This window comes from Sediminicoccus rosea, assembly GCF_033547095.1.
Classification (GTDB): Bacteria; Pseudomonadota; Alphaproteobacteria; order Acetobacterales; family Acetobacteraceae; genus Roseococcus; species Roseococcus rosea.
In genome coordinates, this window is the sequence record NZ_CP137852.1 from 2,732,254 (window position 1) to 2,757,964 (window position 25,711).

At 70.7% G+C, this 25,711-nt stretch carries 29 protein-coding genes; 15 read left to right on the forward strand and 14 right to left on the reverse strand.

Annotated elements, in window-relative coordinates; translation table 11 throughout:
* Window positions 1–53: 53 nt before the first annotated feature.
* Window positions 54–1,238 carry a diaminopropionate ammonia-lyase gene (locus tag R9Z33_RS13155; RefSeq protein ID WP_318647034.1) on the reverse strand — a complete coding sequence of 395 codons (1,185 nt, stop codon included), beginning with the start codon at window positions 1,236–1,238 and terminating at the stop codon, window positions 54–56.
* Between R9Z33_RS13155 and denD the strand changes: the two genes are divergently transcribed.
* From denD to R9Z33_RS13175, 4 genes are all read left to right on the forward strand, one after another.
* On the forward strand, window positions 1,237–2,208 hold the full coding sequence (gene denD / locus R9Z33_RS13160; RefSeq protein WP_318647035.1) for a D-erythronate dehydrogenase: 972 nt from the start codon (window positions 1,237–1,239) through the stop codon (window positions 2,206–2,208). The two genes, R9Z33_RS13155 and denD, sit on opposite strands and share 2 nt — an antisense overlap.
* Window positions 2,209–2,210: 2 nt before the next feature.
* A complete protein-coding gene (locus R9Z33_RS13165) occupies window positions 2,211–2,600 on the forward strand; it encodes a RidA family protein (RefSeq protein ID WP_318647036.1) in 390 nt (129 codons plus the stop codon).
* 60 nt (window positions 2,601–2,660) lie between these two features.
* A complete protein-coding gene (locus tag R9Z33_RS13170; protein ID WP_318647037.1) occupies window positions 2,661–3,188 on the forward strand; it encodes a surface-adhesin E family protein in 528 nt (175 codons plus the stop codon).
* A 94-nt stretch (window positions 3,189–3,282) separates the two neighbouring features.
* The gene (locus R9Z33_RS13175; protein ID WP_318647038.1) at window positions 3,283–3,672 is read left to right on the forward strand and encodes a hypothetical protein; all 390 of its coding nucleotides are present in this window, start codon (window positions 3,283–3,285) and stop codon (window positions 3,670–3,672) included.
* 6 nt (window positions 3,673–3,678) lie between these two features.
* Here the strand turns inward: R9Z33_RS13175 and R9Z33_RS13180 are convergent, their stop codons facing one another.
* The gene (locus R9Z33_RS13180) at window positions 3,679–4,863 is read right to left on the reverse strand and encodes an ABC transporter substrate-binding protein (RefSeq protein WP_318647039.1); all 1,185 of its coding nucleotides are present in this window, start codon (window positions 4,861–4,863) and stop codon (window positions 3,679–3,681) included.
* A gap of 107 nt (window positions 4,864–4,970) precedes the next feature.
* On the opposite strand from R9Z33_RS13180, the gene R9Z33_RS13185 reads away from it, so the two are divergent.
* The 8 genes from R9Z33_RS13185 to R9Z33_RS13220 all read left to right on the forward strand — a co-directional run bounded on the left by R9Z33_RS13185 (window position 4,971) and on the right by R9Z33_RS13220 (window position 11,336).
* Complete coding sequence (locus tag R9Z33_RS13185; protein WP_318647040.1) at window positions 4,971–5,981, forward strand: NAD(P)H-quinone oxidoreductase; 1,011 nt, start codon at window positions 4,971–4,973, stop codon at window positions 5,979–5,981.
* Window positions 5,982–6,017: 36 nt separating this feature from the next.
* The gene (locus R9Z33_RS13190; RefSeq protein WP_318647041.1) at window positions 6,018–6,890 is read left to right on the forward strand and encodes a DMT family transporter; all 873 of its coding nucleotides are present in this window, start codon (window positions 6,018–6,020) and stop codon (window positions 6,888–6,890) included.
* A 19-nt stretch (window positions 6,891–6,909) separates the two neighbouring features.
* Window positions 6,910–7,665 (forward strand): alpha/beta fold hydrolase, encoded by a 756-nt coding sequence (locus tag R9Z33_RS13195; RefSeq protein WP_318647042.1) that lies wholly within the window; start codon window positions 6,910–6,912, stop codon window positions 7,663–7,665.
* Complete coding sequence (locus R9Z33_RS13200) at window positions 7,662–8,057, forward strand: MAPEG family protein (RefSeq protein ID WP_318647043.1); 396 nt, start codon at window positions 7,662–7,664, stop codon at window positions 8,055–8,057. The genes R9Z33_RS13195 and R9Z33_RS13200 overlap by 4 nt, the downstream gene beginning before the upstream one ends.
* A 36-nt stretch (window positions 8,058–8,093) precedes the next feature.
* Entirely contained in the window at window positions 8,094–9,236 is a 1,143-nt protein-coding gene (locus R9Z33_RS13205; RefSeq protein ID WP_318647044.1) for an FAD-binding domain-containing protein, read from the forward strand.
* 140 nt (window positions 9,237–9,376) lie between these two features.
* Window positions 9,377–9,505: a hypothetical protein gene (locus R9Z33_RS13210; protein ID WP_318647045.1), complete on the forward strand. Its 129-nt coding sequence runs from the start codon at window positions 9,377–9,379 to the stop codon at window positions 9,503–9,505.
* Window positions 9,506–9,507: 2 nt separating this feature from the next.
* On the forward strand, window positions 9,508–10,263 hold the full coding sequence (locus R9Z33_RS13215) for a hypothetical protein (protein ID WP_318647046.1): 756 nt from the start codon (window positions 9,508–9,510) through the stop codon (window positions 10,261–10,263).
* Window positions 10,260–11,336: a toxic anion resistance protein gene (locus R9Z33_RS13220; RefSeq protein WP_318647047.1), complete on the forward strand. Its 1,077-nt coding sequence runs from the start codon at window positions 10,260–10,262 to the stop codon at window positions 11,334–11,336. The genes R9Z33_RS13215 and R9Z33_RS13220 overlap by 4 nt, the downstream gene beginning before the upstream one ends.
* A 116-nt stretch (window positions 11,337–11,452) precedes the next feature.
* Here the strand turns inward: R9Z33_RS13220 and R9Z33_RS13225 are convergent, their stop codons facing one another.
* From R9Z33_RS13225 to R9Z33_RS13245, 5 genes are all read right to left on the reverse strand, one after another.
* Complete coding sequence (locus tag R9Z33_RS13225) at window positions 11,453–12,430, reverse strand: tripartite tricarboxylate transporter substrate binding protein (RefSeq protein ID WP_318647048.1); 978 nt, start codon at window positions 12,428–12,430, stop codon at window positions 11,453–11,455.
* 31 nt (window positions 12,431–12,461) lie between these two features.
* Complete coding sequence (locus R9Z33_RS13230; protein ID WP_318647049.1) at window positions 12,462–13,958, reverse strand: tripartite tricarboxylate transporter permease; 1,497 nt, start codon at window positions 13,956–13,958, stop codon at window positions 12,462–12,464.
* A complete protein-coding gene (locus tag R9Z33_RS13235) occupies window positions 13,959–14,429 on the reverse strand; it encodes a tripartite tricarboxylate transporter TctB family protein (protein ID WP_318647050.1) in 471 nt (156 codons plus the stop codon).
* Window positions 14,430–14,504: 75 nt separating this feature from the next.
* Window positions 14,505–15,344, reverse strand: coding sequence for a nitroreductase family protein (locus R9Z33_RS13240; protein ID WP_318647051.1), 840 nt, complete (start codon window positions 15,342–15,344; stop codon window positions 14,505–14,507).
* A gap of 29 nt (window positions 15,345–15,373) precedes the next feature.
* Window positions 15,374–16,093 carry a DUF1028 domain-containing protein gene (locus R9Z33_RS13245; protein ID WP_318647052.1) on the reverse strand — a complete coding sequence of 240 codons (720 nt, stop codon included), beginning with the start codon at window positions 16,091–16,093 and terminating at the stop codon, window positions 15,374–15,376.
* A gap of 114 nt (window positions 16,094–16,207) precedes the next feature.
* Between R9Z33_RS13245 and R9Z33_RS13250 the strand changes: the two genes are divergently transcribed.
* From R9Z33_RS13250 to R9Z33_RS13260, 3 genes are read left to right on the forward strand one after another with little or no spacing between them, the layout of a single operon-like run.
* Window positions 16,208–17,185, forward strand: coding sequence for a Bug family tripartite tricarboxylate transporter substrate binding protein (locus R9Z33_RS13250; protein WP_318647053.1), 978 nt, complete (start codon window positions 16,208–16,210; stop codon window positions 17,183–17,185).
* Between the two features lie 33 nt (window positions 17,186–17,218).
* Window positions 17,219–17,959: an NUDIX hydrolase gene (locus R9Z33_RS13255; RefSeq protein WP_318647054.1), complete on the forward strand. Its 741-nt coding sequence runs from the start codon at window positions 17,219–17,221 to the stop codon at window positions 17,957–17,959.
* Window positions 17,960–17,970: 11 nt separating this feature from the next.
* Window positions 17,971–18,846, forward strand: a complete 876-nt coding sequence (locus R9Z33_RS13260) for a pirin family protein (RefSeq protein WP_318647055.1) — start codon at window positions 17,971–17,973, stop codon at window positions 18,844–18,846.
* 10 nt (window positions 18,847–18,856) lie between these two features.
* Here R9Z33_RS13260 and mazG read toward each other — a convergent pair whose 3' ends face one another.
* The 7 genes from mazG to R9Z33_RS13295 all read right to left on the reverse strand — a co-directional run bounded on the left by mazG (window position 18,857) and on the right by R9Z33_RS13295 (window position 25,678).
* Entirely contained in the window at window positions 18,857–19,663 is an 807-nt protein-coding gene (gene mazG, locus R9Z33_RS13265) for a nucleoside triphosphate pyrophosphohydrolase (protein WP_318647056.1), read from the reverse strand.
* Window positions 19,664–19,750: 87 nt separating this feature from the next.
* A complete protein-coding gene (locus R9Z33_RS13270; protein WP_318647057.1) occupies window positions 19,751–20,554 on the reverse strand; it encodes an MBL fold metallo-hydrolase in 804 nt (267 codons plus the stop codon).
* A complete protein-coding gene (locus tag R9Z33_RS13275) occupies window positions 20,551–21,321 on the reverse strand; it encodes a TatD family hydrolase (protein WP_318647058.1) in 771 nt (256 codons plus the stop codon). Before R9Z33_RS13275 ends, R9Z33_RS13270 begins: the two co-directional genes overlap by 4 nt.
* Window positions 21,322–21,328: 7 nt before the next feature.
* Window positions 21,329–22,855, reverse strand: a complete 1,527-nt coding sequence (gene metG, locus R9Z33_RS13280) for a methionine--tRNA ligase (protein WP_318647059.1) — start codon at window positions 22,853–22,855, stop codon at window positions 21,329–21,331.
* Window positions 22,856–22,875: 20 nt separating this feature from the next.
* Window positions 22,876–23,865 carry a DNA polymerase III subunit delta' gene (locus R9Z33_RS13285; protein WP_318647061.1) on the reverse strand — a complete coding sequence of 330 codons (990 nt, stop codon included), beginning with the start codon at window positions 23,863–23,865 and terminating at the stop codon, window positions 22,876–22,878.
* Entirely contained in the window at window positions 23,862–24,482 is a 621-nt protein-coding gene (gene tmk / locus R9Z33_RS13290) for a dTMP kinase (protein WP_318647062.1), read from the reverse strand. Before tmk ends, R9Z33_RS13285 begins: the two co-directional genes overlap by 4 nt.
* Complete coding sequence (locus R9Z33_RS13295) at window positions 24,479–25,678, reverse strand: D-alanyl-D-alanine carboxypeptidase family protein (protein ID WP_318647063.1); 1,200 nt, start codon at window positions 25,676–25,678, stop codon at window positions 24,479–24,481. The genes tmk and R9Z33_RS13295 overlap by 4 nt, the downstream gene beginning before the upstream one ends.
* Window positions 25,679–25,711 lie beyond the last annotated feature (33 nt).

Genomic DNA, 25,711 nt, shown 5'->3' on the forward strand with positions numbered 1-25,711 from the left:
AGCCCCCACCATTGCCCCCATGTGACACTAAAAAGTCACTTTCGTGAAGCGGGTTACTCCGTCGTAAGTTTTTCATAGAGTTCCGGGTCGGTGGCGCCCTCGGTGCCGAAGATCAGCACGCGACTCTCGGGCGTCAGCCCCAGCGCCTCACAGGCGGAGGGGTTCCCGAGCGCCCCCTGCAGGGCGATCAGTCCCGCGACGGCCGATTCACCCGCCTCGATCCCTTCCGCCTTCAGCGCCCGCATGGCCGGGCCCACCAGCTCATCCGGCACGGCCATGGCGGCATAGGCGCTCCGCTCCAGCTCCTGCCACGCGAGCAGTGACGGCTCGCCGCAGGCCAGGCCCGCCATGATGGTGTCGAGCGCCCCGGTGACGACGCGCAGCTCGCCCGCCTCCAGGCTGTCGGTCAGGCAGGCGGCCTGGTCGGGCTCGGCGATGATCAGGCGTGGGGCCGTGCCGCACATCGCGCGCAGCTGGACGGCGACGGCCGCCGCGACGCCGCCCACACCGCCGGGAACGAAGACATGGGTGGGGATCACGCCGCCCATCTGGGTGATCGCCTCCTCCGCCATCAGGCGGTAGCCCTGCATCACGTCGCGCGGCGGCTCGGTGTAGCCGGGATAGGAGGTGTCGCTGATGACGAACCAGCCATTCTCGTCGGCCGCATGCTGCGCGGCGCGCACGCTGTCGTCGTAATTGCCCGGCACCACCCGGATCTCCGCGCCATAGCGGGCGATGGCGTCGCGCCGGCCCTGGGACACGTTCTCATGCACGAAGATGACGCAGCGCGCGCCGAAGCGCTGCGCGCCCCAGGCGACGGAGCGGCCGTGATTGCCATCCGTCGCGCAGGTGACGGTGATCTGCTCGGTCGCATGGGCGTATTGGCCGGATTCGAGCGCCGCGCCATCGGCATTGTTGGCGGTGCCGCGCCGCGCGAGCTCCGCGCCCAGCAGCTTGCAGACGGCATAGGCCCCGCCCAGCGCCTTGAAGCTGCCGAGGCCGAAGCGCCCGCTCTCATCCTTGAAGTGGACGGAGGCCAGGCCCTCCATGGCCAGCGCATGCAGCGGCGTCGGCGTATAGCCGGGCCAGGAGGTGATCTCTCGCCGGGCGCGGCGATAGCCTCCCTCGGGCAGGACGATGATGCCGGGGGTGCCGTGGTGGCGATTCAGGACGAGGCGGAAGGGGTGCATGCGGGCGAGCTTGGCGTGGCCCGCGCGCGCGGGCAATCTGCCCGGCATGCAGATCACCATTCTCGGCGGCGGGGGCTTCCTCGGCCGCAAATTCGCCGAGCGCCTCGCGGCCCAGGGCCATCTGGGCGGCGCGCCCGTCACGGGCCTCGTGCTCTTCGACCTCGCGGCACCGAAGCCGCTGGCCGCACCCTTCCCGGTGACCTGCCTGGGCGGCGATGTCGCGAGCCTCGCGGATGTCTCCGCCGCGATCCCGCCGGGCACGGGGCTCGTCGTGCATCTGGCGGCCGTGGTGAGCGCGGCCGCCGAGGCGGATTTCGACCTGGGCATGCGGGTGAACCTGCATGGCACGCTGGCGGTGATCGAGGCCTGCCGGAAGCTGGACACCCCGCCCCGCCTGCTCTTCACCTCGAGCGTCGCAAGCTTCGGCGGCGGGCAATCCGCGCTGCTGCCCGATGACGCGCGGCAGGTGCCGACCAACTCCTACGGTGCGCAGAAGGCGGCAGCCGAACTGCTGCTGCAGGACGCGAGCCGAAAGGGCTTCCTCGACGCCGTCTCGATCCGCCTGCCCACGGTCATTGTCCGCCCCGGGCGGCCGAACAAGGCGGCCTCCTCCTTCTTCTCGGCCATCCTGCGCGAGCCGCTGCTCGGCCTGAAGACACCGCTGCCGGTCGAGGATGCCTTCCGCGTCTGGGTCTGCTCGCCCCGCCGCGCCGTGGATTGGCTGTTCCACGCGGCCGTGATGGACACAGCACCGCTCGGCGTGGATCGCGGTATCAACCCGCCCGGCCTCGCCGTCAGCGTGGGCGAGATGCTGGCCGCCCTCAGCACCGCCGAACGCGCCCTGGTGAAGCGCGAGCCCGACCCCGCCATCGCGGCCATCGTCGGCGGCTGGCCGGCCGAATTTGCGGCCACCCGCGCCCGTGCCCTGGGCTTCGCCCCGCAGGAGGGCGTGCCGGAGATCCTCGCCGCCTTCCGCGCCGATGACCTCGAAGCCACCCGCGCCGATCGGGGGCTCTGAGCATGGAGATCACCCGCTTCCTGCTGGGGGATGGCCCGAAGCGCGTCGCCCCCTTCAGCCATGCCGTGCGCGCTGGCGATTTCCTCTTTGTCACCGGCCAGATGCCAACGGAGCCCACGGACAACACGCGCTGCGTGCCCGGCGGCATCGAGGCGCAGACGCACCAGGTGATCGCCAACCTCAAGGCGGTGCTGGCCGGCTGCGGCGCGGATTGGAACCGCACCATCATGGCCCGTATCTACCTGACCGAATTCGCGCGCGACTACGCGGCGATGAACGCGATCTGGGAAAAGAGCTTCCCCGAGGGTGGACTGCCGGCGCGCACCACGGTGGGCGTGACCGGCCTCGCACTCGGCGCGCTGGTCGAGGTGGACCTGATCGTCGCGCTCTGACACCGAATCGCCTTCACGCGCCGCGGCGTGCGTGGGAGCGTGCCAGGCAATGAGGGGGAGATGACGATGCTCGGTCCGCGCCTGGGAGTGCTGCTGCTCTTGCTCACCGGCTGTGCGGCGGTCACGCCCCCGCAGGCGCCGCCGCCCGAACCGGCGCCGGCCCCCGTCGTCGCGACCCCCGCCGTCGCGCCGCCGACGCTGGCCCTGGCCCCGCGCCGGCAATGGCGCCGCATCCCGCTCACCCGGGGCACGCGCATGGCCGAGGCCTTCGTCGCCTCCGAGATCGTGACCAACCCGGACGGCACGCGCCGCGTCTGGATGGTGATCAACCTGCTTGAGCCGATCCGCCTGCCCGAGACCGGCGGATATGCCCGCAGCGCCGCCTATCTGGCGGATTTCCGCTGCGACCCGCATGCCTGGAATCCCATTCAGGGCGTCTGGTACAGCGGGCGCAATGCGGTGGGCGAGGCGCTGCGCGAGCAGGAGCGCGGCCCGGGCGGTATCCGTGACGTGGGGGAAGGGACCTTCGTGGACCTCTTCGTCAACGCCGCCTGCGGCACCCTGCCGGCGCGCCGGACCCGCCGGTAGCCGGCGCCGATCGGCGCCATCGGCCTGGGGCTATCGCGGCGGTCGCCCCGCTTCGGCATGATGCCCTTCCGAACCCCGGAAGGAGTGCCGAAGGATGATCCGCCGCCTTGCCCTCGCCCTGATGCTCGCCGCCCCTGGCCTTGCCGCCCCCGGCCTCGCCGCCGCCCAGATGCAGGATTGCGTCGCCGCCGGCCTGCTGGCTGTGGACGAGGTGACCTATGGCACGCAGCGCATCCCGCGCGATCCCAACAACCCCGCGAGCCGGGACCAGATCACGCTCAGCGTGGGCGTCCGTAACATCTCGCCCGCGACGCAGAACTTCACGGCCATGTTCTCGGCGCCGCCCGTGCAGCAGGACTTCCTGGGGGGGCAGCGCTGGACGCTGGCGCCCGGCGCCCGCACCACGATCATCGTCGCCAATGTGCTGCGGCCGGCCATGTCGGTGGAACTGGTGCGCAGCCGCCTGCGCCTGGTCTGCGGCTGAGGCGCGTCAGACCGGGCCTGCCGCCGCCGCATCCGCCGGGAAGACGGCCACGGGCCGGCCCGCCTGCCATTGCAGCAGCACCGGCCGGGCGCGGCTGTTCTGGCCGCGATCCTCCAGGCGGAAGCCCCAGCCATTGGCCCATTGCCCCTCGGGCTGGTCGAGGGCCGCGAGGCTTGCACGCAGCGGCCCGCGTTCGAGGTTCGGCTGGCTGAGCACGGCCAGCGCCCCCGCATAGGCCGCGAGCGAGAGGCCCGAGCGCGGCGCGCTGCCCCAGCGGCGCTGATAGGCCTCGGCGAAGGGGCGGGCGCCCATCGCCCAGCGCTCGGCGGTCTCGATGGGCGGCATGTCGAGCGCGAAGCAGGCCTCGAGCCCCGGGCCCACGGCGCGTGCGAGGTCCGTCAGGCCCCAGGCGGGTCCCGCGCCGATCACCGCGGCCGGGCGCCAGGCAGCATCCTGCATGGCGCGGAACAGGGCCACCGCATCGCTTTCCGCCGCCGCATGGATCAGCACATTCACCCCGGCGGCGCGCAGCCGCTGCACCATGGCCGGCATCTCGGGCGTGCGCGTCGCATGCGGCAGACGCTCGGCGACAACGAGGCCCGCCTCGCGCAGCTTCGCCTCCAGATGCGTCGCGATGCTCTCGGGCGAGGCGCTGGATTCGTGCAGGATCGCGATCCGCAGAACGTCGGCCGGCTGGCCGAGGTGATTGGGCAGGAAGCGGGTCAGGGCATCGGCGCCGAGCTGGCCGTAATCCAGCGCGGCGGGGGCGGTGCGGATCACATGCCGCGCCCCGCGCTCGATCAGCGCATCGGCCGCCGCCGCCAGTTCGACATAGCTGGAATCGAGCGACTCCGCGGCCTGGGAGGCAGCGAGCCCGATCGGCGCGGAGACGCTGCCGAAGAGCAGCGCCACACGCTCGGCCTGGATCAGCCGCCGCGCCTCGGCCAGCGCCTGCGCTGGTTCCGTCACATCGGCGCGCATCAGCCGGATCTGCCGCCCGCCCGCGGCATTGCGCTCGGCGATGGCGAGTTCGAGGCCGCGCGCCGCCTCGTCGCCGAGCAAGGCATTGGCGCCGGAGAGCGGGAACAGGCCTCCCACGCGCAGTTCGGGCGGCGCGGGCTGGGCCAGCGCCGGGGCGGCCAGCAGGCTCGCCAGCAGCGCGCGGCGCGAAGGAGGGCGGCGATTCGTCAAGGCACGTCCAGTTTCCGCCGCATCGCGGCGCGATGCAATCAGCCGGCCGCGCTTGACCAACGACGCCCGGGCGCGGAACGTGCCGGCCCAACCCGGAGGAGCCCGCCATGAGCCAGACCATGACCCACATCGCCCATGGCGCCGGCGGCGCAGCCGAGGTGATGGTGCTGGCCCAGGGCCCGCGCCCGACCCCTGCCGCCGACGAGGTGCTGATCCGTGTCGAGGCGGTGGGCGTGAACCGGCCGGACGTGCTGCAGCGTTCCGGCGCCTATCCCCCGCCGCCCGGCGCCTCGCCCATTCTCGGCCTGGAATGCGCGGGGGAGGTGGTTGCCGTGGGGGCCGATGTCACGGCCTACAAGCCGGGCGACAAGGTCTGCGCGCTGACCAATGGCGGCGCCTATGCCGAGTACTGCACCGCGCCCGCCGCGCAGACGCTGCCCTGGCCCCGCGGCTATGACGCGCTTGCCGCGGCCGCCCTGCCCGAGACCTTCTTCACCGTCTGGGCCAATCTCTTCGGCACGCCGCACGCGACCGGCGGCCGGCTGGCGGCGGGCGAGACGGTGCTGATCCATGGTGGTTCCTCGGGCATCGGGGTCGCCGCGATCCAACTCGCCAAGGCCTTCGGCGCGAGCGTCATCACGACCGTCGGCAGTGCCGCGAAGTGCGAGGCGGTGCAGCGCTTCGGCGCCGACCACGCGATCAACTACCGCGAGCACGACTTCGCCGAGGAGGTGAAGCGCATCACCGGCGGCAAGGGCGTGGACGTGGTGCTGGACATGGTGGGCGCCCCCTATTTCGGCCGCAACCTCCGCAGCCTGCGGATGGACGGGCGCCTCGTCCTCATCGCCTTCCTGGGTGGCGAGATGGCGGAGAACCTCGATCTCCGTCCCATCATGCTGAAGCGCCTGACCGTGACCGGCAGCACCATGCGCCCGCGGACCACCGCGCAGAAGGGTGAGATCGCCGATGCGCTGCGCAGCAAGGTCTGGCCGCTGCTCGAAGCCGGGCAGTGCCGCCCGCATATCCACGCGACCTTCCCGCTGGCCGAGGTGGCGGCCGCGCACGCCCTGATGGAGAGCAGCCAGCACATCGGCAAGATCATGCTGACGGTGGGCTGATCGCGCTTGTCGCAAGGCCCAAGGTCCCAAGGCGCCATGTCTCAAGGCAGGGCGCTCCAGCTCCTTTTCCTGTCGGTCTTCCTCTTCGGCGGCGTCTGGCCGGTCACCAAATACGCTTTCGCCCACGCGACGCCGCTCTGGTTCGGCTTCACGCGGGCGGCGCTGGCGGCCCTCTCGGCCGCGGTGATGATGGCGGCGATGGGGCGGCTGCGCGTGCCGCGGCGCGAGGACTGGCCGGGGCTCTGCGCGATCGGCCTGCTGCAGATCGGCGCGTTCTTCGCGCTGGCGCATGTGGCGCTCTCGCTGGTGCCGGCCGGGCGCACGGCGATCCTTGGCAATGTCACCATCTTCTGGCTGGTGCCGCTCTCGGTGCTGCTGCTGGGCGAGCCCGTCTCGCGGCAACGCTGGATCGCGGCCGGGCTCGGGCTGGCCGGCGTCGGCGTGATGATGAGCCCCTGGGGGATGGACTGGTCCGCCCCCGGCGCGGTGTTCGGCCATGCGCTGCTGCTGCTGGCCTCGCTCTGCTGGAGCCTCGCCATCCTCATCACGCGCCTCAATCCGCCGCGCACGCCCATCGCGGACCTGATCCCGTGGATGTTCGCCCTCGGCGCGCTGCTGATCCTGCCGATCGCCCTCTGGCTGGAGCCCATCTCCGCGGGCGGCGGCGTGGGGCAGGGGGCCTGGCTCATCGCGGGCTTCATCGGGCTGGTCGCGGCGCCCATCGGCACCTGGGCGACGGTGGAGGCGGGGCGGCACCTGAATGCCGTGCTCGCCTCGGTCGGCTTCCTCATGGTGCCCTTGGTGGGGCTAGTGCTGGCCACCACATGGCTGGGCGAGCCGCTGGGCTGGGATCTGATCCTGGGCGGCGGGCTTGTGGTCTTGAGCGTCATCGTCGCGGCCCGGGGCTAGGATATTGGGAGGCAGGGCATTGCGCCTGAATGTCATCGAGATGGGGGAAGGCAGCCCCGTCGTGCTGCTGCATGGGCTGTTCGGCGCCGGGCGGAACTGGGGCGGCATCCAGAAGCGCCTCGCGCAGCGCCACCGCGTCCTGGCGCCCGACCTGCGGAACCATGGCGAGAGCGGGCACGCCACCCGCATGGACTATCCCGCCATGGCCGAGGATGTGGCGGAGCTGATCGCCCGGCGCAGCCTCGGTTCGACGACTGTCCTCGGCCATTCCATGGGCGGCAAGGTGGCGATGGCGCTCGCGCTCACGCAGCCGGGCCTCGTCTCGCGCCTCGTGGTCGCGGACATCGCGCCGGTGCGCTACCCGCCCGCGCTGCGCGGCTATGTGGCGGCGATGCGGGCGCTGCCCCTCACGCCCGGCCTTACCCGGCGCGAAGCGGATGCAGCGCTCGAGACCGCGATCCCGGAATCCGGCATCCGCGCCTTCCTTCTGCAGTCGCTGGAGTTCGGCGGCGATACGCCGGCCTGGAAGCTCGGCCTCGCCGAGATCGCCGCCGCCATGCCCGAGATCGAGGATTTCCCGGTCGGTGGCCGCCATGAGGGCCCGGTGCTGGTCCTGGCGGGCGAGCGCAGCAGCTACATCCAGCCCGAGCACCGCGCGATCTTCCGCCGCCTGTTCCCCGCCGCGCGCTTTGCCCAGGTGGAGAAGGCCGGGCATTGGGTGCATGCCGACAACCCCCACGCCTTCCTGGCGCTGACGGAGCCCTTCCTCGCATGACCGCGCTTCCGATCACCTCCTTCTACGCGGCCTTCTTCGGGCTGCTGCTGTTCGCGCTCTCGGTGCTGGTGATCCGCGCGCGCGTCACCTGCCGTGTATCCATCGGGCTCGGCGAGGATATCCGCATGCTGCGGGCCAGCCGCGCGCAGGGCAATTTCGTCGAATACGCGCCGATGATCCTGATCCTGCTCGGGCTGCTGGAACTCGCGGGCACCGGGCCCTTCCTGCTGCACGCGCTGGGCGGCCTCGCGCTCGCCGGGCGGGTCGCGCATGCCATGGGCATCTCGCGCGAGCCGGAGAACCTGAAGCTGCGCCAGCTCGGCATGGCGCTGACCTTCACGGTGCTGGGCCTCGCGCCGCTGCTCCTGCTGCTGCGGATCGCCTTCGCCTGAGCTTGCGGGTTTGGCGATCCGTCCCAGTTGGGGCGGATGATCGCCAAACCCACCCGCGCCGCCGCACGCGCGCGCCTCGCCGAATTCGCCCCGCGCATGGGCCGCGACTATGCCGCGCTGCGCAACACGGATGGCGGACCCGAAGGCCGCTGCGTCTCCGCTCTCTCGCCGCATGTGCGCCACCGCCTGGTTTCCGAGAGTGAGCTGGTCGGCGTGGCGCTGACCGAGCACGGGCCGGCCCGGGCGGAGAAATTCATCCAGGAGGTGTTCTGGCGCTCCTACTGGAAGGGCTTTCTCGAGTTGCGTCCGGCGATGTGGCGCGATTACCGGGCAGCGGTGGCGCGGATGGAAGCGCCGCCCGGCCTCGCCGCCGCCATGGCGGGCGAGACGGGGATCACCTGCTTCGATGCCTGGGCACGGGAACTGGTGGAGACCGGCTGGCTGCACAACCACACCCGCATGTGGTTCGCCAGCATCTGGATCTTCACCCTGCGCCTGCCCTGGGAACTGGGGGCGGAGTTCTTCCTGGCCCATCTGGCCGATGCCGATGCCGCCTCCAACACACTTTCCTGGCGATGGGTCGCGGGCATCCAGACGCCGGGCAAGCATTACCTGGCGCGGGCCGAAAACATCGCGCGCTACACCAATGGCCGCTTCAATCCGCGTGGCCAGCTGGATGAGGCGGCGCTGCCGATCGAAGCGCCACCGCCACCCCCCGCCGGCCGCCTGCGCGCCGCCGATGCCACGCCCGGCGGGCGTGTGGCGCTTCTGCTGCATGCCGATGACCTGGGCTTCCAGCCCGAGGGCTGTGAGGTGATGGGCGTCGCCGCCCTGGCCGACACCGCCCCGCGCAGCCGCTTCCCGCAGGGGCGCGTCGCGGCCGCGTTCACCGCCGCCGCCCTGGCGGATGGCGGGCGGCCTGTCCTGTCCGCGCAGGAGACCGTTGCCTGGGCGAGGAAGCTCGGCGTCACCCGCATCGTCACCCCCTGGGCGCCCATCGGCTGGACGGCGCCCGTGCTCGATGAGGTGCAGGCGCTCTGCGCCGCCGAGGGGCTCACGCTCTACCGTCTCCGCCGCGACTGGGATGCAGCCTGCTGGCCGCTCGCCCAGCGCGGCTTCTTTCCCTTCCGCACCGAGATCCCGCGCCTGATCGCCGAGCTTCGCCCCGCGCCCCCTTGACGCGGGGGCTAGGCTCCCGCCATCTGGCGTGTATGTTGACGACGCTCACATGAGGCGCGCAGGGCGAAAACCGCGCGGTTGGTCCCCCTGGAGCCAGGGCGAGCCTTGCACCGCGCGGGCGGCATCGCGATGTTGGGGGCATGGAGAAGAACCGCCCCTCGCCGGACCGCCTGATCGCCAGCATCCCCGTGCCGATGCGCGTGATGCTGGGCCTCGGTCTGCTGGGCCTCTGCGCCTGGCTGCCGGCGGCCATCGCGCTGTTCCGCTGACCATGGGCCTCAAGAGCGCCGTGAAGCGGCAGATGCGCGAGGCCGCGCGGCAACCCGTCTTCGGCTGGCGGGTCTGGCTGCTGCCGCTCTTCTTCTGGCCGCTCGCCTTCGACGTGCCGGTCGAGATCATCCGCGGTGGCGGCACGCGCCTGGTCGGCGCGCTGCTGGGGCTCGGCCTCGCCTGGTATGCGGCCGCCCTCATGGCACAGGGCCGCCGGCGCAATGGCGCCAAGCTCTTCGGCGTGGCAGCCGGCCTCACCGCGGGCCTTGCCGCCGGCATCACGCCACCGATCGCCGTCGGCCTCGGCTTCGGCGCCTGGTTCGGCGCCCGCCTGCTGACCGCCGACCTGCCCGAGGTCGCGCCCCCGCCACCTCCGCCAGAGCCCGCCCGGCCCGATCCGCTCGAAGGCCCCCGCGCGCAGCTCTCCCGCATCGCCGCCGCTGCGCCGCGCCTGCCGCTTGGCACGCTGCTGCTCGAAGCCGCCGGCGCCATGCAGGGCGTGGTGGAGGAGCTGGAGGCCCGCCCCGCCCGGCTGCATGAGGCGCGGCGCTTCCTCGCGGTCCATCTCGATGGCCTCTCGCGCATCGTGGACCGTCTGGAGGCGGGCGCCGCCCCGCCCGAAACCCTGCCTAGCCTGCTGACCGACCTCGCCGCCTCCGCGCGCAAGCTGCGCAGCGAGTTGCGCGTGGCCGAGAGCGAGGCCCTTGAAATCCAGGTGAAGGTGCTGGCCGAGCGGCTGCGCCAGGAGGAACCATGAGCGACATCCAACCCACCGCCGCACCCGTGCGTGAGGAAGAGGTGGCCCGCCTTGCCGCCGCCATCGACCTGAAGGACCCCGGCACCATCCTGCGCTTCGGCGCCGCCGCGCAAAGCCGCGCCCAGGCGGCCGCCGACGCCATGCTGGAAGGTGCGCAGAACCGCGAGACGGGGGAGGCGGGGCAGACCCTCTCCTCCATGCTCACCGCGCTGCGTGGCTTCGACGTGACGAACCTGGCCGAGAAGCCCGGCTTCTTCCAGCGCCTGTTCAACAAGGCCGGCAGCGAGGCCACCGCCATCGTCCAGCGCTATGAGGGCGTGCGCGACCAGGTGCAGGTGATCGGCGACAAGCTCGACCAGCACCGCACCAAGCTGCTGGAGGATGTGGAGCGGCTGGAGCGCCTCTACACCGCGACGCTCGACTGGTTCCACGCGCTGGCCGACCACATCGCCGCCGGCGAGCGCGTGCTCAAGCACACCGACAGTGTCGTGATCCCCGCCCTCGAGGCCGCCGCCCTGGATGCGGGCGATCCGCTCGCCCCGCAGGCCCTGCGCGACGGCCGCGCCGCGCGCGACGAGCTGGAACGCCGCGTGCATGACCTGCGCCTGACCCGCCAGGTCGCCATGCAGGCGCTGCCCTCGATCCGCCTGATCCAGGAGAACGACAAGGCGCTCTCCGCCAAGATCCAGTCCGTCCTCGCCAACACTGTCCCGCTCTGGTCGCAGCAGCTGGCCCAGGCGCTGGCGATCCACCGCATGCGCGAGGCAGGCCAGGCCGTGAAGGCGGCCACCGACCTCACCAACAAGCTGCTCGTCGCCAATGCCGAGACACTCCGCACCGGCAACGCCGAAGCCCGGCGCGAACTGGAGCGCGGCACCTTCGACATGGAAGCCATCAAGCAGGCGAACGCCGCCCTCGTCGGTACCATCGAAGACAGCCTCCGCATCGCCGACGAGGCCCGCGTCCAGCGCCGCACCGCCGAAGCGGAACTCGCCAAGTGCGAACAGGACATCCGCCGCGCCCTCAGCGCCGCCAAGGCACGCGAGCAGGCGGCTCCGCCCGCGCGCGGTTGAGGGCGGCGGATCCCGGAGAGAGGCCTCGCCTCCCTCCAGCCATGTTTCCAAAGGCCCCTGGCCGTTGGTGGGGAGCGCTTGAGAGCGGCAAAGCCCCTCTCAAGTGGCGCATTCCCTCAGCTGCGCGCGAGGCCGGCGGCTTTCATCGCGTCACCGAGGGAGGCGTCGGCGGCGGCCAGGTGCCGGCCGAAGCCCTCTGCATCGGCGTAGCTCATGCCGAAGCCGCGGTTGTTCATGAAGGCGACGTATTCGGCCGAGCGGAAGACGCGGCCGAGGGCGGCGTTCATGGCGTTGCGGGCTTCGGCCGGGATGTTGAGGGGCCCCGCGATGCCGCGCCATGCGCCGGTCGCGTAGTCGATGTTCATTGCTTCCTTGAGGGTGGGGATGTTCGGGAAGGCGCCGAGGCGTTCACCGGACATGACGGCGAGGCTGCGGGCGCGGTTCGCGTCCAGCATGGCGCGCGCCTCGACGACGGAGTTGGTGGTGAAGTCGAGGCCGCCGGCCGCGAGGTCCTGCATGGCGGGGGCGGCGCCGTTGGAGGGCACCCAGCGCACATGGTTGGCGGGCAGGCGCATGGCCATGAGCCAGCCGGCCAGCGCCAGGTGCCAGATGCCGCCCTGGCCGGTGCCGCTGGCCTTGAGCTGGCCCGGGCGGCTCGCGCGGATGGCGTCGGCCAGTTGCTGCACGTTCTGGTAGGGCGCGCTGACATTGACCTGGATGCCCGGCGGGTCGTTGTTCATGAGGCCGAGCGGCGTGTAGTTGCGGAAGGTGAGTTCGGTCAGGCCCTGCCAGTGCAGCATGCAGATCTCGGCCGTGATCATGCCGAGCGTGTAGCCATCGGGTGCGGCCTGCGCGATGGCGGCGTGACCGACGACGCCCGAGCCGCCGGTGCGGTTGATGACGTTGAAGGGCTGGCCCAGTTCCTTCTCCAGCAGGCTTGCGATGATGCGCACCACGGCGTCCGTGCCGCCGCCCGCTGCCCAGGGGCAGAGGAGCTGCACGGGGCGCACGGGCCAGCGCGGCTGGGCGAGGGCGGGCGCGGCGATCAGGGCCGGCGTGGCGCCGAGGATGAGGCGGCGTGAGGTGATGACCATGTCGTTTCTCCCTTGAGTTGCTTGTGTCGGTTCAGGCGGAGGCACGGCGGCGCGACAGGCGCATCCAGGCCCAGGCGAAGAGCGGCCAGAGCAGGGCGCTGAAGGTCAGCGCCGCGAGGAAGGAGGAGACGGGCCGCTCGAAGAAGGGCAGCACGTCGCCGTCGGACTTGATGAGGCTGGTGACGAAGCTCTGCTCCAGCATGCTGCCCATGACGATGCCGAGCACGAGCGCCGCGACCGGATAGCCGTTCTTCTCCATCACGAAGCCCAGCACGCCGAAGAGGGCCACGAGCAGCACGGCGAACAGGTTGTTGCCGGTCGCGAAGGCGCCGACCGCACAGAGCAGCAGGATGACGGGCATGACGGCCGAGCGCGGCGCGCGCAGCACCGTGGAGGCGGCGCGGATCATCAGGATGCCGAGCGGGATCATGATGATGTTGGCCATGATGAAGATGATGTAGAGCGCGTACATGGAGGAGGCGCGCTCGGTGAAGAGCGTGGGCCCCGGGTTCAGCCCCTTCATGTAGAGCACGCCGATGGCGATGGCCGTGATGGTGTCGCCCGGGATGCCGAAGAGCAGCGAGGGCACCCAGCCCGAGGCGAGCGAGGCGTTGTTGGAGGAGCCGGCCTCCACCAGCCCTTCCGGGTGGCCGGTGCCGAATTTCTCCGGCTCCTTCGAGAATTTCTTGCTCATGGCGTAGCTGACCCAGGCCGCCATGTCGGCGCCCGCACCCGGCAGCACGCCGATGATGATGCCGACGAAATTGCCCCGCCACATGGGCCATTGGTACTTCTTCGTCAGCGCCCACTGGTTGGCCAGGATCGAGCCGAACTTGCGGCGCGGCAGCTTGGGCGGCTCGGCCTCGGCCATGGCGCGCATCACCTCGCTGACGGCGAAGACGCCGACCAGCGCCGGGATGGGCTCGATGCCGCCCAGCAGGTCGGGGATGCCGAAGGTGAAGCGCGGCGTGCCGGCCGGATTCTCCATCCCGATGCAGGCGATGAGCAGGCCCAGCAGCATGGAGGCGATGGCCTTGATGGGCGAGGAGCGCGCGACCAACGTCGCGCACATCAGCCCGAGCAGCGCCAGCCAGAAATACTCATAGGTCGAGAAGGAGAGGGCGATCTCGGCCAGCGCGGGGGCCAGCAGCATGAGCGAGATGGTGCCGACGATGCCGCCGATGGCGCTGAACCAGAGGCCGGCCCCCAGCGCCAGTTCAGCCTGGCCCTTGCGGGTCAGCGCATAGGCCTCGTCCGTATACGCCGCGGAGGCGGGCGTGCCGGGGATGCGGAGCAGCGCACCCGGGATGTCGCCCGAGAAGATCGCCATGGCCGAGGCCGTGATGATCGTGGCGATGGCCGCGATGGGCGAGAGCCAGAAGGTGACGGGCACCAGCAGCGCGGTCGCCATGGTGGCCGAGAGGCCCGGCAGCGAACCCACGACGAGGCCGTAGATGGCGGAGGCGAAGATGGCGATGAGCACATCCGTCGCCATCACCAGGCGGAAGCCTTCGAGCAGCGCCTCCATCTACCAGGGCGCCGGGATCAGGCCCTCGGGCAGGGGCACCCGAAGCAGTTTGGCAAAGGCGAGGTGCACCAGCACTGGCGCGCCGAGCGCCACCGGGATGGCGATGGACAGGCGCGAGCCGAGGGCAAGGCCCGCGACCAGCACCATGATCGCCGCCGTCAACAGGAAGCCCAGTGTCTCGGAGGCGAGGACGTAGAAGAGCAGAAGTGCCGGCGGGATGATGACGCCGATGGCGCCGAGGCGCGGCCTGGGCGCGCCCGAAGGCTCGGCCGGCTCAGGCGCCTCGAAGCTCTGGCCGATGCCGAAGGCGATCAGCGCGCCGCAGGCGATCAGGCCGAAACCGATCATCATGGGAAAGACGGCGGGGCCGATATCCTGGCCGGGCACGGCCGGCAGGCGGGAGCCGAACCAGGCCGCCGCCGCACCCAAGGCCACCAGCACGCCGCCGGTGATCCGGTCGGTCACTTGCACGCCGCTCTCTCCCTGAAGTCTTTCAGGGAGTGTTGCGACCTTGCCCCGCTTTGGCGAGTGAAATTGTAGGCAGGTTCAGCGCAGCGGGAAGCCCAGCGCGCGCAGTACGTCGGCGAGCTTGTCGCGCCCGCCCATGGCGGTGAGCTTGCCCATGCGGGCGATGACGCGCTGGCTCCAGCTCGTCGCGGCCATTTCGTTGCGCCTGGAGAACTCCGCCATCTTCGCGTCATAGGCGGCGCGCAGCGCCGGCTCACCCGCCGCGTCATAGCGGTCGTGGAACAGCACGGCGGGCTGGGCGAGGCGCGGCTTCACCTCGCTGGTCACGCCGGGCGCCGCATAGCCGACGCAGAGGCCAAAGACGCCCATGACGCCGGGCGGCAGGCCCAGCAGTTCCGTCACCAGCGCGGGGTCGTTGCGCAGCGCGCCGATATAGACGGTGGAAAGCCCGAGCGATTCCGCTGCCACCACCGCATTCTGCGCGGCCAATGCGGCGTCGATCGCGGCGACCAGGAAGGTCTCGAGATAGGGCAGGGTGGGGAGTTCCGCACCCTCCTCCTGGCCCAGCCGCGCATTGCGCGAAACATCGGCGCACCAGACGAGGAAAAGCGGGCATTGCTCGATGTGCTTCTGGTTGCCGGCGGCCTTGGCCATGGCCGCCCGCGCCGCCGGATCATGCACCGCGACCACGGACCAGGTCTGCAGGTTGGAGCTGGTGGCGGCCGATTGCGCGGCGGCGACCAGCGTCTCCAGCGTGCCCTTGGGCAGCGCATCCGGCCGGTAGCCGCGCACCGAGCGGTGCGAGAGCAGCAGCGCGATGTGGTCGTTCCAGGGGCCGGCGGCGGGAATGGCGTCGGCGCCGTAGCGCAGGGCCAGGGCTTCCTGCGCGGTGGCAGGTCGGGGGGCGGAAATGTCCATGGGGAGCCTTCGTGCTTGCGGAGACGTGTCTAGCGCCGGAACTTCAGATCCAGGCCCTGCCGCCGCCAATTGGCCTCGATCGCATCCATGTTGGTGCTGCCCGAGGGGTGGGCGCGGCTCGGCTGGTTGCGCAGCCCGGGGGCGCGCGTCAGCCGCCAGAGCTTGAGCAGGCGCTCCAGCTCATCGAGCGGATTCGCGTGGTCATCCACGCGCAGGTCGATGTCGGGGAAATCCTCTGTGGTGACCAGCTTCAGGGCCGCCGATTGCCGGCCGCGCTTGTCGCCGCCCGCCACCTCGCCCGCCTGCAGCGCCTGGAGCATGCGCTCGGGCAGGGCCAGTTCCTGGCGGGCAAGGAAGCTCGCCAGCGTATCGGCGATGACCGCCTCGCCCGAGAGCATGTTGCCCGCGATGGACCAGCCCGTGCCCGAGCGCGCGCCGGCCCATTCCACGCAGTTCTGGCCGGTCCAGGCGGCACTGCGGCCGTGGCTGTCGATGGCGTGGATCTGCCGAAGGTTCTTGCCGTCATCACCCACCAGCGCGCCCTCGATGGCGGCGGCCGGCGAGAGGCCGCGGGCCATGGCGTCGAGCACGGCGGGGCCAAGATAGCGGTTGGTGATGGACTGGGTGGAGACGGCGCCCACGCCCGCACGCACGAAGGGGCAGGAGGCGCCGACGGCCAGCGCGCAGGTGGTGACGGCCACCGCGAAGCTTCCGGTCTCGGGTTCGTGCGCGAGCAGTGACCAGGTCAAGGCGAAATCCTCATGTCGGCGCGATGCCATGCTTGCATGCAGAGAGTGGGCAGGGCAAAGCCCCGGTCAAGAAGGCCCGGGGCGCATCCATGGGCCAAGCGGGAGAATACGTCCATGCACCCCACCCCTCGCCGGAACCTCCTCGCCGCTGCCGGCACGCTGCTGGCGGCGCCGGCTCTCGCGCAGAGCCCCTGGCCGGACCGTCCGATCCGCCTGATCGTGCCGTTCGGCGCAGGCGGTGCGGTGGATACGCTGAGCCGCACGGTGGCCGCGCGCTTCGGTGAGCACACCGGCGGGCAGACACTGGTGGTCGAGAATCGGCCGGGTGCGGGCGGCACCATCGCCGGCGCCTTCGTGGCGCAGCAGCGGCCGGATGGCCTCACGCTCATGATGTCCGATGTCGGCGCCAATGCGATCGGCCGGCTGCTCTACCCGAACCTGCCCTATGACCCGATGACGGCCTTCACGCCCATCGTGCACCTTGTGAACCTTCCGGGCGTGCTGATGGCCCACCCCTCCGTGCCGGTGACGACGGCGGCCGAGGTGATCACCGCGGCGCGCGCCCGCCCTGATGGCTTCACCTTCTCCTCCGCCGGCAACGGGAATGGCAGCCATCTTTTCATGGAGCTCTTCCTGAAGCGGGCCGGCCTCAAGATGGTGCATGTGCCCTATCGCAGCGGCGCCGAGATGGTGACGGCGCTGATCCGCGGCGATGCGCAGTTCGGCTTCCCGACCGTCTCCTCCGGGCTGAACATGATCCGCGAGGGCCGGGCGAAGGCGATCGCCATCAGCACGCCCGGCGGGACGCCCGCGCTACCCGGCATTCCGGCGCTGGCCGACACGCTGCCCGGTTTCAACACCGCCGTCTGGCACGGGATCGTGGCGCCGGCAGGGATGGAGCCGGGCCTCGTCGCCCGCATCAACGAGGTCTTCACCAAGATCATCACGATGAACGAGGTGAAGGAGCAGGTGTTCCGCGCCCAGGCCGGCACCGTGGTGCCCGGCACGCCGGAGCAGTTCGCCACCTTCATCCGCCGCGAATACGACACCTGGCTGCCCATCATCCGCGAGGGGAACATCCGGGCGGAGTAGCCGGCCGGCGCGGGCTGCGCTTCACTGCCGGGCATGAGCACACCTGTCCTGCCCCGCCCGGCCGCCACCATCCTCCTGCTGCGCGACGGCAGGGAGGGTCTCGAAGTCCTCATGGTCGCCCGCGCGCGGGAGGTGGATTTCGCCTCTGGCGCGCTGGTCTTTCCCGGCGGGCGTGTCGAGACCACGGATGCGGCCCTGGCGCCGCCCGACGATCCGCTGGGCGCCTTCCGGGTTGCGGCCATCCGTGAGGCCTGGGAGGAATCGGGCATTCTGCTGGCGCATCCGCCCGGTCCCGAACTGCCGCCCGAGGGCGAATTCCTGGCCCATCTGCACGCACGCGGCGTCCGGCCGAGCCATGCGGCGCTGACGCCCTTCGCGCATTGGATCACGCCGGCGCACAGCCCCAAGCGCTTCGATACGCATTTCTTCCTGGCCCATGCGCCCGAGGACCAAGAGGCGATCCATGACGGGCGGGAGGCGGTGGAAGCCGTCTGGATCCGGCCCGAGATCGCCATCGCGGAAGCCGATGGCGGGCGGCGGACCCTGGTCTTCGCCACGCGCCTGAACCTGCAGCGCCTCGCGCGGCATCGCGCGGCCGAGGAGGCGATCGCGGCGGCCCGCACCACACCCATCGTTACCGTGATGCCTGAGCCGCTGCCTGATGGCGCGGGCGGCACGCTGCTGCGCATCCCGGAAGCCGCGGGCTATGGCGGCAGCCTCTTCGCGGCCAAGGGCCCGCCCGCCTCGGGCGGGCAATGGCCCGGCCAGAGATAGGGGTTCCAGGGATGATCGAGAGCGTGATCCTGCCGCGCGCGCATGACGTGGGCGGCTTCGAGGTGCGGCGTGCCCTGCCGGCGCGCGAGCGCCAGATGATCGGCCCCTTCATCTTCTTCGACCAGATGGGCCCGGGCGAGTTCCTCACCGGCCAGGGCCTGGATGTGCGGCCCCACCCGCATATCGGGCTTTCCACCGTCACCTATCTCTTCGAGGGCGAGATTCTGCACCGGGACAGCCTGGGCTCCGAACAGCCGATCCGGCCCGGGGCGCTGAACTGGATGACGGCCGGGCAGGGGATCGCCCATTCGGAACGCACCGCCCCGGCGCTGCGGGCGCACGGCAACCGCCTCTTCGGCATCCAGTCCTGGGCGGCGCTGCCGGCCGCGCTGGAGGAGACGGCGCCCAGCTTCGCGCACCATCCGGCCGAGGCGCTGCCGATGATCGCCGATGGGGGCGCGCGGCTGCGCCTGGTGGCGGGCGAGGGCTGGGGGCTGCGCGCCCCGGTCGAGACGCATTGGCCGCTCTTCTACGCCGATCTCGAGTTGGCGCCGGGTGCGGCCTGCCCCCTGCCGGACGGCCATGAAGAGCGCGGCGCCTATGTCGTGCAGGGCACCGTCACGGTGGCGGGCCAAGTCTTCGAGGCCGGGCGGATGCTGGTGTTCCGTGCAGGGGACCGGCTTTCGATCCGGGCCGAAGGGCAGGGGGCGCGCCTGTTGCTGCTGGGGGGCGCCGTGATGGACGGGCCGCGGCACATCTTCTGGAACTTCGTCTCTTCCCGGCGGGAGCTGATTGAGCAGGCGAAAGCGGACTGGGCAGCGGACCGCTTTGCGCGGGTCCCGGGCGATGATGAGGAATTCATACCCTTGCCTTGGCGCAAGGACTGATGTCCCAGGATTATAGGCCTCGCCGCTTGGCCTGAATCCATTCCTGCTCCATCTCTTCCAGCGTCGCATCCGCCGGGCTGCGGCCTTGGGCGGCCAGCGCGGTCTCGACAGCGCCGAAGCGGCGCTCGAACTTCGCATTGGCCTGGTGGATACAGCCCTCGGGGTCGAGGTCGAGCTTGCGGGCCAGGTTGGCGAGAACGAAGAGCAGGTCGCCCACTTCATCGGCCAGGCGGGCGGGCTCGGCGGCCGGGAGCTCGGCCCGCAGCTCGGCCACTTCCTCGTCCAGCTTGTCCAGCACGGCGCCGGCATCGGGCCAGTCGAAGCCGATCCGGGCGGCGCGGCGGGTCAGTTTGGCCGCCCGGGTCAGGCCGGGCAGGGCCGTGGCCACCCCGGCCAGCACGCCGGTTTCCGCCCTCGATGCGCGCTCGGCGGATTTCTGGACCTCCCAGGCCTCGGTCTGGGCCTCGGCGGTTGCGATCTCGGCGCTGCCGAAGACGTGCGGATGGCGGCGGATCATCTTGGCAGTGACGCCGGCCGCCACATCCTCGAAGCGGAACCAGCCGCGCTCCTCGGCCATGCGGGCGTGATAGACGACCTGTAGCAGCAGGTCTCCCAACTCGTCCTGGAGCGCCGCGGGGTCCGGCCCGCGCTGGATCACATCGGCCACTTCATGCGCTTCCTCGACCGTGTAGGGCGCGATGGAAGCGAAATCCTGCACGATATCCCAGGGGCAGCCGGTCGCCGGATCGCGCAGCCGCGCCATCACATCGAGCAGGGCCCGCATGCCCGAGGGGGAGGAGTCGGCGGGGTCGGTCATCGGGCAGCTCCGGTTATGCACAGGTGGAATTGTCGCATAATCTTTATTATGGAAATAAAAGGCCTGGGGAAAAGCCTGTGGATGGGCTCATCCGGGCACCTCGAGGGTCAGGCCATCGAAGCCGAGCTCGACCCCTTCCGGGAGTCGGGCCGAAATCCGGGCGTAATCCATCCGGTCGCCGAGATGCGTCAGCACTGTGCGCCGTGGCCGGATCTCGCGCTGCCAGGCGAGCACCTGGTCTAGGCCCGCATGCACCGGGTTCTGGTCACCGGGCTGCATGCAGCTGACGACCCAGGTGTCGAGGCCGTGAAGCCGTGCGAGGCTGTCGGGCGGCATGCGGATCACGTCCGTCGTGTAGGCGAAGCGGCCGATCCTCAGCCCGAGGCTGCGCATGGACCCGTGGTCCATGTCCAGCAGTTCGCCATGGAAGCCGCCCAGGGTGACCGATCGGCCAGGTGCGACCACCTGCCCGTCCAGCACCGGGCGGTAGAAGAAGCCGGTGGGCGCCAGGAAGGCATAGCCGAAGCGCGCCCTCAGCTCCTCGAGCGTCGCGGCGCTGGCATAGAGCGGCAGCACCGCGCCCATGGAGCGGTTCACCGCCCGCAGTTCATCGAGGCCCGCGACATGGTCGGCATGGGCGTGGGTGATGAGCAGCCCGTCCAGCCGCGTGACCCGCGCGCCCATGAGCTGCACCCGGACATCGGGCCCCGCATCCACCAGCAAGGCGCGTCCATCGGCGGATTGCACCAGGGCCGAGGTCCGCATGCGGCGGTTGCGCGGCTCGCCGGGATCGCATTCGCCCCACAGGCCCGTCCCGTCCGGGCCGCCCACCGCCGGCACGCCCTGGGAGGGGCCGGTGCCGAGCAGCGTGACCCTGAGCGCGGCCGTCATGCGGCCTTGGGATAGAGGCGCAGGAAATTCTCGGTGGTGATGCGCCCGATCTCCTCGAGGCTGACACCGCGGCATTCCGCCAGCACCCTGGCGGTATGGGCCGTGTAGCCGGGCTCGCACCGCTTCCCGCGGAGCGGCACGGGCGCGAGGTAGGGCGAATCCGTCTCCAGCAGCAGCCGGTCGAGCGGCAACCGCGCCGCGACCTCGCGCAACTCGGTGGATTTCGGGAAGGTCAGGATGCCTGAGAAGGAGATATAGCCACCCATCTCTACAGCCTGATCAGCAAGTTGTGGGGTGGAGCTGAAGCAATGCAGCAAGAAGGGGAAGGCGCCCCCTGCCCGCTCTTCGGCCAGGATCCGCGCGATGTCCGCATCTGCCTCGCGCGCATGGATGGCCAGCGGCAGGCCGGATTCCCGGGCGGCGCGACAATGGCGGCGGAAGCCCTCCTGCTGCACGTCGCGCGGCGACTTGTCGTAGAAGTAGTCGAGGCCGCTCTCGCCCAGTCCGATGATGCGCGGATGGTCCGCCAGCGCGATGAGGTCGGCGACGCTTGGCATCACGCCCTCGGCCGCGCGATGCGGATGGACGCCGACCGTGCCCCAGACCTGCGGGAAACGCTCCACCAGGGCGCGAACCGCGGCGGCCTGCGGGACGGAGGTGCCGATGGTGACCATGCGCGTGACGCCGGCGGCGGTGGCGCGCGCCAGAATCTCCTCGATCTCGGCTTCGGAGAAATAGTCCAGGTGGCAGTGAGAATCTACGATCATCAATATTTTATCCGGCGTTCTCAACCTTGCGAAACAAGGGCGAGGGCGGCGGCAGCGCATGGCCCTCGGGCAGCGGTGTCGCCAGGGCGGCGAGGCTGCGCGCATCCTGCGGCACACCAAGCTGGTCGAGCAGCGCGGCCATGCTGCCAGGCATGAAGGGTTGAAGCACGGTGGCATAGGCGCGCAGCGCGGTGTGCAGGTGCCGCAGCACCTCCGTCATCCGCACCGGGTCGGTCTTCTTCAGCGCCCAAGGCGCTTGCACGGTGATATAGCCATTGGCGCCGCGCACCTGGGCGAAGATCTCTTCCAGCGCCAGATGATATTGCTGGCTCTCCAGCAGCTTGCCGACTGTCTCGGCGATGCTCCCGAGCGGCGTCAGCAGCACGCCATCGGCATCGGCTGGCGGTGCCAGCGCAGGCAGCCTCCCCTCGCAATTGCGCTGAATGAGCGAGAGGGTGCGGTTGGCGAGGTTGCCCAGCACATCCGCCAGCTCGCCATTCAGCCGGTTCACCAGCGCGCCGCGGGCGAAATCGCCATCCTGGCCGAAGGGCACTTCGCGCAGCAGGAAGTACCGCACGGGGTCGAGGCCGAACTCCTCCACCAGCGCCAGGGGATCAATGACATTGCCGAGGGACTTGCTGATCTTCTGCCCCTCATTGGTCCACCAGCCATGCGCGAAGACGCGCCTCGGCGGCGGCAGGTCGGCCGCCATCAGGAAGGCCGGCCAGTAGATGGCGTGGAAGCGCAGGATGTCCTTGCCGACGAAATGCACATCAGCCGGCCAGAACTTCCAAAGTTCCGATTTTTCATCAGGATAGCCCAAGGCCGTGATGTAGTTTGTGAGGGCATCGAGCCAGACATACATCACATGAGCGTCATCCCCCGGCACCGGCACGCCCCAGCGGAACGAAGTGCGAGAGATGGAGAGATCCGACAGTCCCGACTTGATGAAGCTGATCACCTCGTTCCGTCGGCTGGCCGGGGCGATGAAATCAGGGTTGGTTTCGTAGTATTTCAGTAGCTTGTCGGCCCAAGCTGAAAGTCGGAAGAAATAAGAGGGCTCCCGCACCCATTCCACCGGCGCGCCCGAGGGGGCGTATTTCACGCCATCTCGCTCGGTGAGCTCGTCCGGGCCGTAGAAGGCCTCGTCGCGCACCGCGTACCAGCCCTCATAGGCGCCGAGATAGATCTGGCCGCGCTCGACGAGGCGCTTCCACAGCGCCTGGCAGGCTTCGTAATGGCGCTTCTCCGTGGTGCGGATGAAGCCGTCATTGGAAAAGCCCATCGTGACCGTGAGGTCGCGGAAGGCCTGGCTGACACGGTCGGTGAAGGCCTGCGGGTCCTCGCCCGCATCCTGCGCGGCCTTCTCCACCTTCTGGCCATGCTCGTCCGTGCCGGTCAGGAAATAGACCTCCCGCCCCGCCAGCCGGTGCCAGCGGGCCAGCACATCGGTCGCCAGGCTCGTATAGGCGTGGCCGATATGCGGCTTGTCATTGACGTAATAGATCGGGGTGGTCAGGTAGATCGGGCTCATGCCTGACCTATGAAGCGCCTCTAGCGTCCCCGCAAGCTGTCCATGGCCACCAGGACGGCCTGGCGGCGGTCCAGCGAGAGGCGTTCCGTCTCCTGCACCAGCTTCGCCACCGCCTCCGCCGCCTCCACCCATTCGGCGAGCGGGCGCTGGCCGAGCCAGGGCGCGGCCGGCTCGCCGCGCGCCGCGGCGCGCACCGCCTGGGAGAGGCCCCGCAGCAGCAGGTTGAAGAAGGCCGGAAAGGCCAGCGCCGCCTCCCGCCCCGCGATCCGGTCGGCGAGCGCATGGGCGGCCAGGCCGCGCGGCAGGTCCTGCAGGGTGGCATCGGCCAGGCGCGCCAGCTCAACCCCCTCCCCCTGCGCCAGTTCCAGCGCCCGCCCGGGCGAGCCCTCGGCGAGGCGGATCAGCTCCATCCGGTCCAGGCGCGGCAGGTCGGGCAGCCACTCGCCGAGCAGGCGCTCCATCGCCGCATCCTCAAGCGCGAAGAGGTCGAGGCGCCGGCAACGGCTGCGGATGGTGGGCAGCAGCCGCCCGGGCGAGGCCGTGATCAGCAGCAGGACGGTGCGCGGCGGCGGCTCCTCCAGCGTCTTCAGGATGGTGTTGGCGGAGGCCGCCTCCATCGCCTCCACCTCATCCATGATGACGACGCGCCAGCCGCCCTCGGCCGCGGTGAGGTTCAGGAAGGCGCGGGCCTCGCGCGCCTCGTCCACCTTGATGATGCGGCGCTTGCCAGGCTCGGCCTGGGGTTCCAGCACCATGAGGTCGGGATGGCTGCCGGCGGCGACGCGGCGGAAGACCGGGTCCGTCTCCGCAACATGCAACGGCTCCGCGCCAGGCGGCTGGCCGGCGAGCAGCCAGCGCGCGAAGCGATAGGCCAGCGTCGCCTTGCCGATCCCGGGCGGCCCGCAGAACAGCCAGGCATGGTGCAGCCGGCCTGAACGCGCAGCCGCGCCGAGGCTGGCCGCCGCCTGCTCATGGCCTGCAAGGATGGGATTCCCGCGCGGCAGGATCACGGCAAGCCAAGCCTGGCGCGCGTGGTGGCGATCACGGCCTCGGTGACGGCGGCGAGGGGGGCCGAGGCGTCGATCACGGCAAAACGTCCTGGCTCGGCGGCCGCCTGTGCCAGGAAGGATTGCCTGATCCGCTCATGGAATTCGAGGCCGAGGCGGTCATAGCGGTTCGCATCCCCTCGCTCCATCGCGCGCGACACGCCAAGCGCCACCGGCACGTCCAGATAGAGGGTGAGGTCCGGCGCCACATCACCCAGGGTGACGGCCCGCAACCCCTCCCAGGCCGCGCGCGGCGCCCCCTGCCCGGCCACCTGATAGGCCAGCGTGCTGTCGAAGAAGCGGTCACAGACGACAAAGCTGCCGGCGGCGAGACTGGGCTGGATGCTGCGGGCCCAGTGCTCGCGTCGCGCGGCGAAATGCAGCGCCATTTCCGCCACGGGGTCCCAGCCCGAACGGCCGAGCAGCAGTCCGCGGATGGCTTCGGCCCCCGCGGATCCCCCCGGCTCCCTGGTGCGAAGGACGGAATACCCAGAAGCGGCAAGCCAGGCGGCAAGATTTTTTCCCTGGGTTGTCTTTCCTGAGCCCTCACCGCCCTCGAGCGTGATGAACTTGGGATTCAAGTCCCGCCACCCATCATCCGGCCGATCACCGCGGGAATGCGCGCCAGCAGACCCAGCCGCTCCACATCCGCACCCGCATAGAGCGGCAATGCCATCGGCGGCACGCCGCGCCCCGAGATTTCGAGGCGGCCCAGTTCTTGCCCCTTCACCACCGGGGCCGGCACCGGCGCTTCGAAGCGGATGCGCGCCTGCAGGCTGTCCCGCCAGCCGCGCGGGACGGTCGCCACCACCTCGCGCCCGCCGATCAGCGGCACGGTGCGGCGCTCGCCCAGATGGACGGGCACCTCCTCGATCGTGTCGGCCGCGCGGAACAGGACGACATTGTCGAACTCGCGGAAGCCCCATTCCATGAGGCGCTCCGCCTCCTCGCCGCGCGCCCGCATGGTGGGCAGGCCGCCGACGACGAGGATCAGCCGACGCTCGCCACGCCGGACGCTGGCGGTCAGGCCGTAGCCCGCCTCCTCCGTATGGCCGGTCTTCAACCCATCGGCGCCGGCGACGCGGCCCAGCAGCGGGTTGCGGTTCTCCTGCGTGATGTTGTTCCAACGGAAGCTGCGCTCGCTGTAGAAGCGGTAGAATTCCGGATGGTCCACGATGATCCGCCGGGCCAGCGTGGCAAGGTCCCGCGCGGTCATCCGGTGCTCGGGGTCGGGCCAGCCGGTCGCGTTGCGGAAGGTGCTGGAGGTCAGGCCGATCTGCCGGCCCATCGTCGTGATCATCTCCGCGAAGGCGCGCTCGGAGCCGGAGATGTGCTCGGCGAAGACCACGCAGGCGTCATTGCCCGACTGGATGATGACCCCGCGGGAGAGTTCCTCCACCGTGGCCGTGCTGCCGCGCTCCAGGAACATCTTGGAGCCGCCCATGCGCCAGGCGGCCTCGCTCACCGTGAGCGACTGGTCCATTCGCAGCCGGCCCGACTTCACCTGATCGAAGACCGCATACATCGTCATGAGCTTGGACATGGAGGCGGGCGGCATGCGCTCATCCGCCTGCTTGTTCAGCAGCGTGGCCCCGGTCTCGAAATCCACCAGCAGGACCGAGCGCGCGATGGTGTCCACCGGGCCGATGGGCGATTGCGCCGGTGAACTCGGCGGTCCGGCCGGGCGGGCGGGCTGCTGGCGTTGCGGCTGGGCGGGGGGGCGGTTCTGCGCGAGGGCCGGGGCGGCAAGCCCGAGCCCGGCGGAGGCCCCGATCATGGTCCGGCGAAACATCTCAATTCCCTCGGCGAC

Excerpts from the sequence above, each read along its gene's own strand:
- denD (WP_318647035.1), top strand. The coding sequence starts at position 1,237 with ATGCAGATCACCATTCTCGGCGGCGGGGGCTTCCTCGGCCGCAAATTC.
- R9Z33_RS13155 (WP_318647034.1), bottom strand. The coding sequence starts at position 1,238 with ATGCCGGGCAGATTGCCCGCGCGCGCGGGCCACGCCAAGCTCGCCCGC.
- R9Z33_RS13165 (WP_318647036.1), top strand. The coding sequence starts at position 2,211 with ATGGAGATCACCCGCTTCCTGCTGGGGGATGGCCCGAAGCGCGTCGCC.
- R9Z33_RS13170 (WP_318647037.1), top strand. The coding sequence starts at position 2,661 with ATGACGATGCTCGGTCCGCGCCTGGGAGTGCTGCTGCTCTTGCTCACC.
- R9Z33_RS13175 (WP_318647038.1), top strand. The coding sequence starts at position 3,283 with ATGATCCGCCGCCTTGCCCTCGCCCTGATGCTCGCCGCCCCTGGCCTT.
- R9Z33_RS13185 (WP_318647040.1), top strand. The coding sequence starts at position 4,971 with ATGAGCCAGACCATGACCCACATCGCCCATGGCGCCGGCGGCGCAGCC.
- R9Z33_RS13190 (WP_318647041.1), top strand. The coding sequence starts at position 6,018 with ATGTCTCAAGGCAGGGCGCTCCAGCTCCTTTTCCTGTCGGTCTTCCTC.
- R9Z33_RS13200 (WP_318647043.1), top strand. The coding sequence starts at position 7,662 with ATGACCGCGCTTCCGATCACCTCCTTCTACGCGGCCTTCTTCGGGCTG.
- R9Z33_RS13205 (WP_318647044.1), top strand. The coding sequence starts at position 8,094 with ATGATCGCCAAACCCACCCGCGCCGCCGCACGCGCGCGCCTCGCCGAA.
- R9Z33_RS13210 (WP_318647045.1), top strand. The coding sequence starts at position 9,377 with ATGGAGAAGAACCGCCCCTCGCCGGACCGCCTGATCGCCAGCATCCCC.
- R9Z33_RS13215 (WP_318647046.1), top strand. The coding sequence starts at position 9,508 with ATGGGCCTCAAGAGCGCCGTGAAGCGGCAGATGCGCGAGGCCGCGCGG.
- R9Z33_RS13220 (WP_318647047.1), top strand. The coding sequence starts at position 10,260 with ATGAGCGACATCCAACCCACCGCCGCACCCGTGCGTGAGGAAGAGGTG.
- R9Z33_RS13225 (WP_318647048.1), bottom strand. The coding sequence starts at position 12,430 with ATGGTCATCACCTCACGCCGCCTCATCCTCGGCGCCACGCCGGCCCTG.
- R9Z33_RS13230 (WP_318647049.1), bottom strand. The coding sequence starts at position 13,958 with ATGGAGGCGCTGCTCGAAGGCTTCCGCCTGGTGATGGCGACGGATGTG.
- R9Z33_RS13240 (WP_318647051.1), bottom strand. The coding sequence starts at position 15,344 with ATGGACATTTCCGCCCCCCGACCTGCCACCGCGCAGGAAGCCCTGGCC.
- R9Z33_RS13250 (WP_318647053.1), top strand. The coding sequence starts at position 16,208 with ATGCACCCCACCCCTCGCCGGAACCTCCTCGCCGCTGCCGGCACGCTG.
- R9Z33_RS13255 (WP_318647054.1), top strand. The coding sequence starts at position 17,219 with ATGAGCACACCTGTCCTGCCCCGCCCGGCCGCCACCATCCTCCTGCTG.
- R9Z33_RS13260 (WP_318647055.1), top strand. The coding sequence starts at position 17,971 with ATGATCGAGAGCGTGATCCTGCCGCGCGCGCATGACGTGGGCGGCTTC.
- mazG (WP_318647056.1), bottom strand. The coding sequence starts at position 19,663 with ATGACCGACCCCGCCGACTCCTCCCCCTCGGGCATGCGGGCCCTGCTC.
- R9Z33_RS13270 (WP_318647057.1), bottom strand. The coding sequence starts at position 20,554 with ATGACGGCCGCGCTCAGGGTCACGCTGCTCGGCACCGGCCCCTCCCAG.
- R9Z33_RS13275 (WP_318647058.1), bottom strand. The coding sequence starts at position 21,321 with ATGATCGTAGATTCTCACTGCCACCTGGACTATTTCTCCGAAGCCGAG.
- metG (WP_318647059.1), bottom strand. The coding sequence starts at position 22,855 with ATGAGCCCGATCTACCTGACCACCCCGATCTATTACGTCAATGACAAG.
- R9Z33_RS13295 (WP_318647063.1), bottom strand. The coding sequence starts at position 25,678 with ATGATCGGGGCCTCCGCCGGGCTCGGGCTTGCCGCCCCGGCCCTCGCG.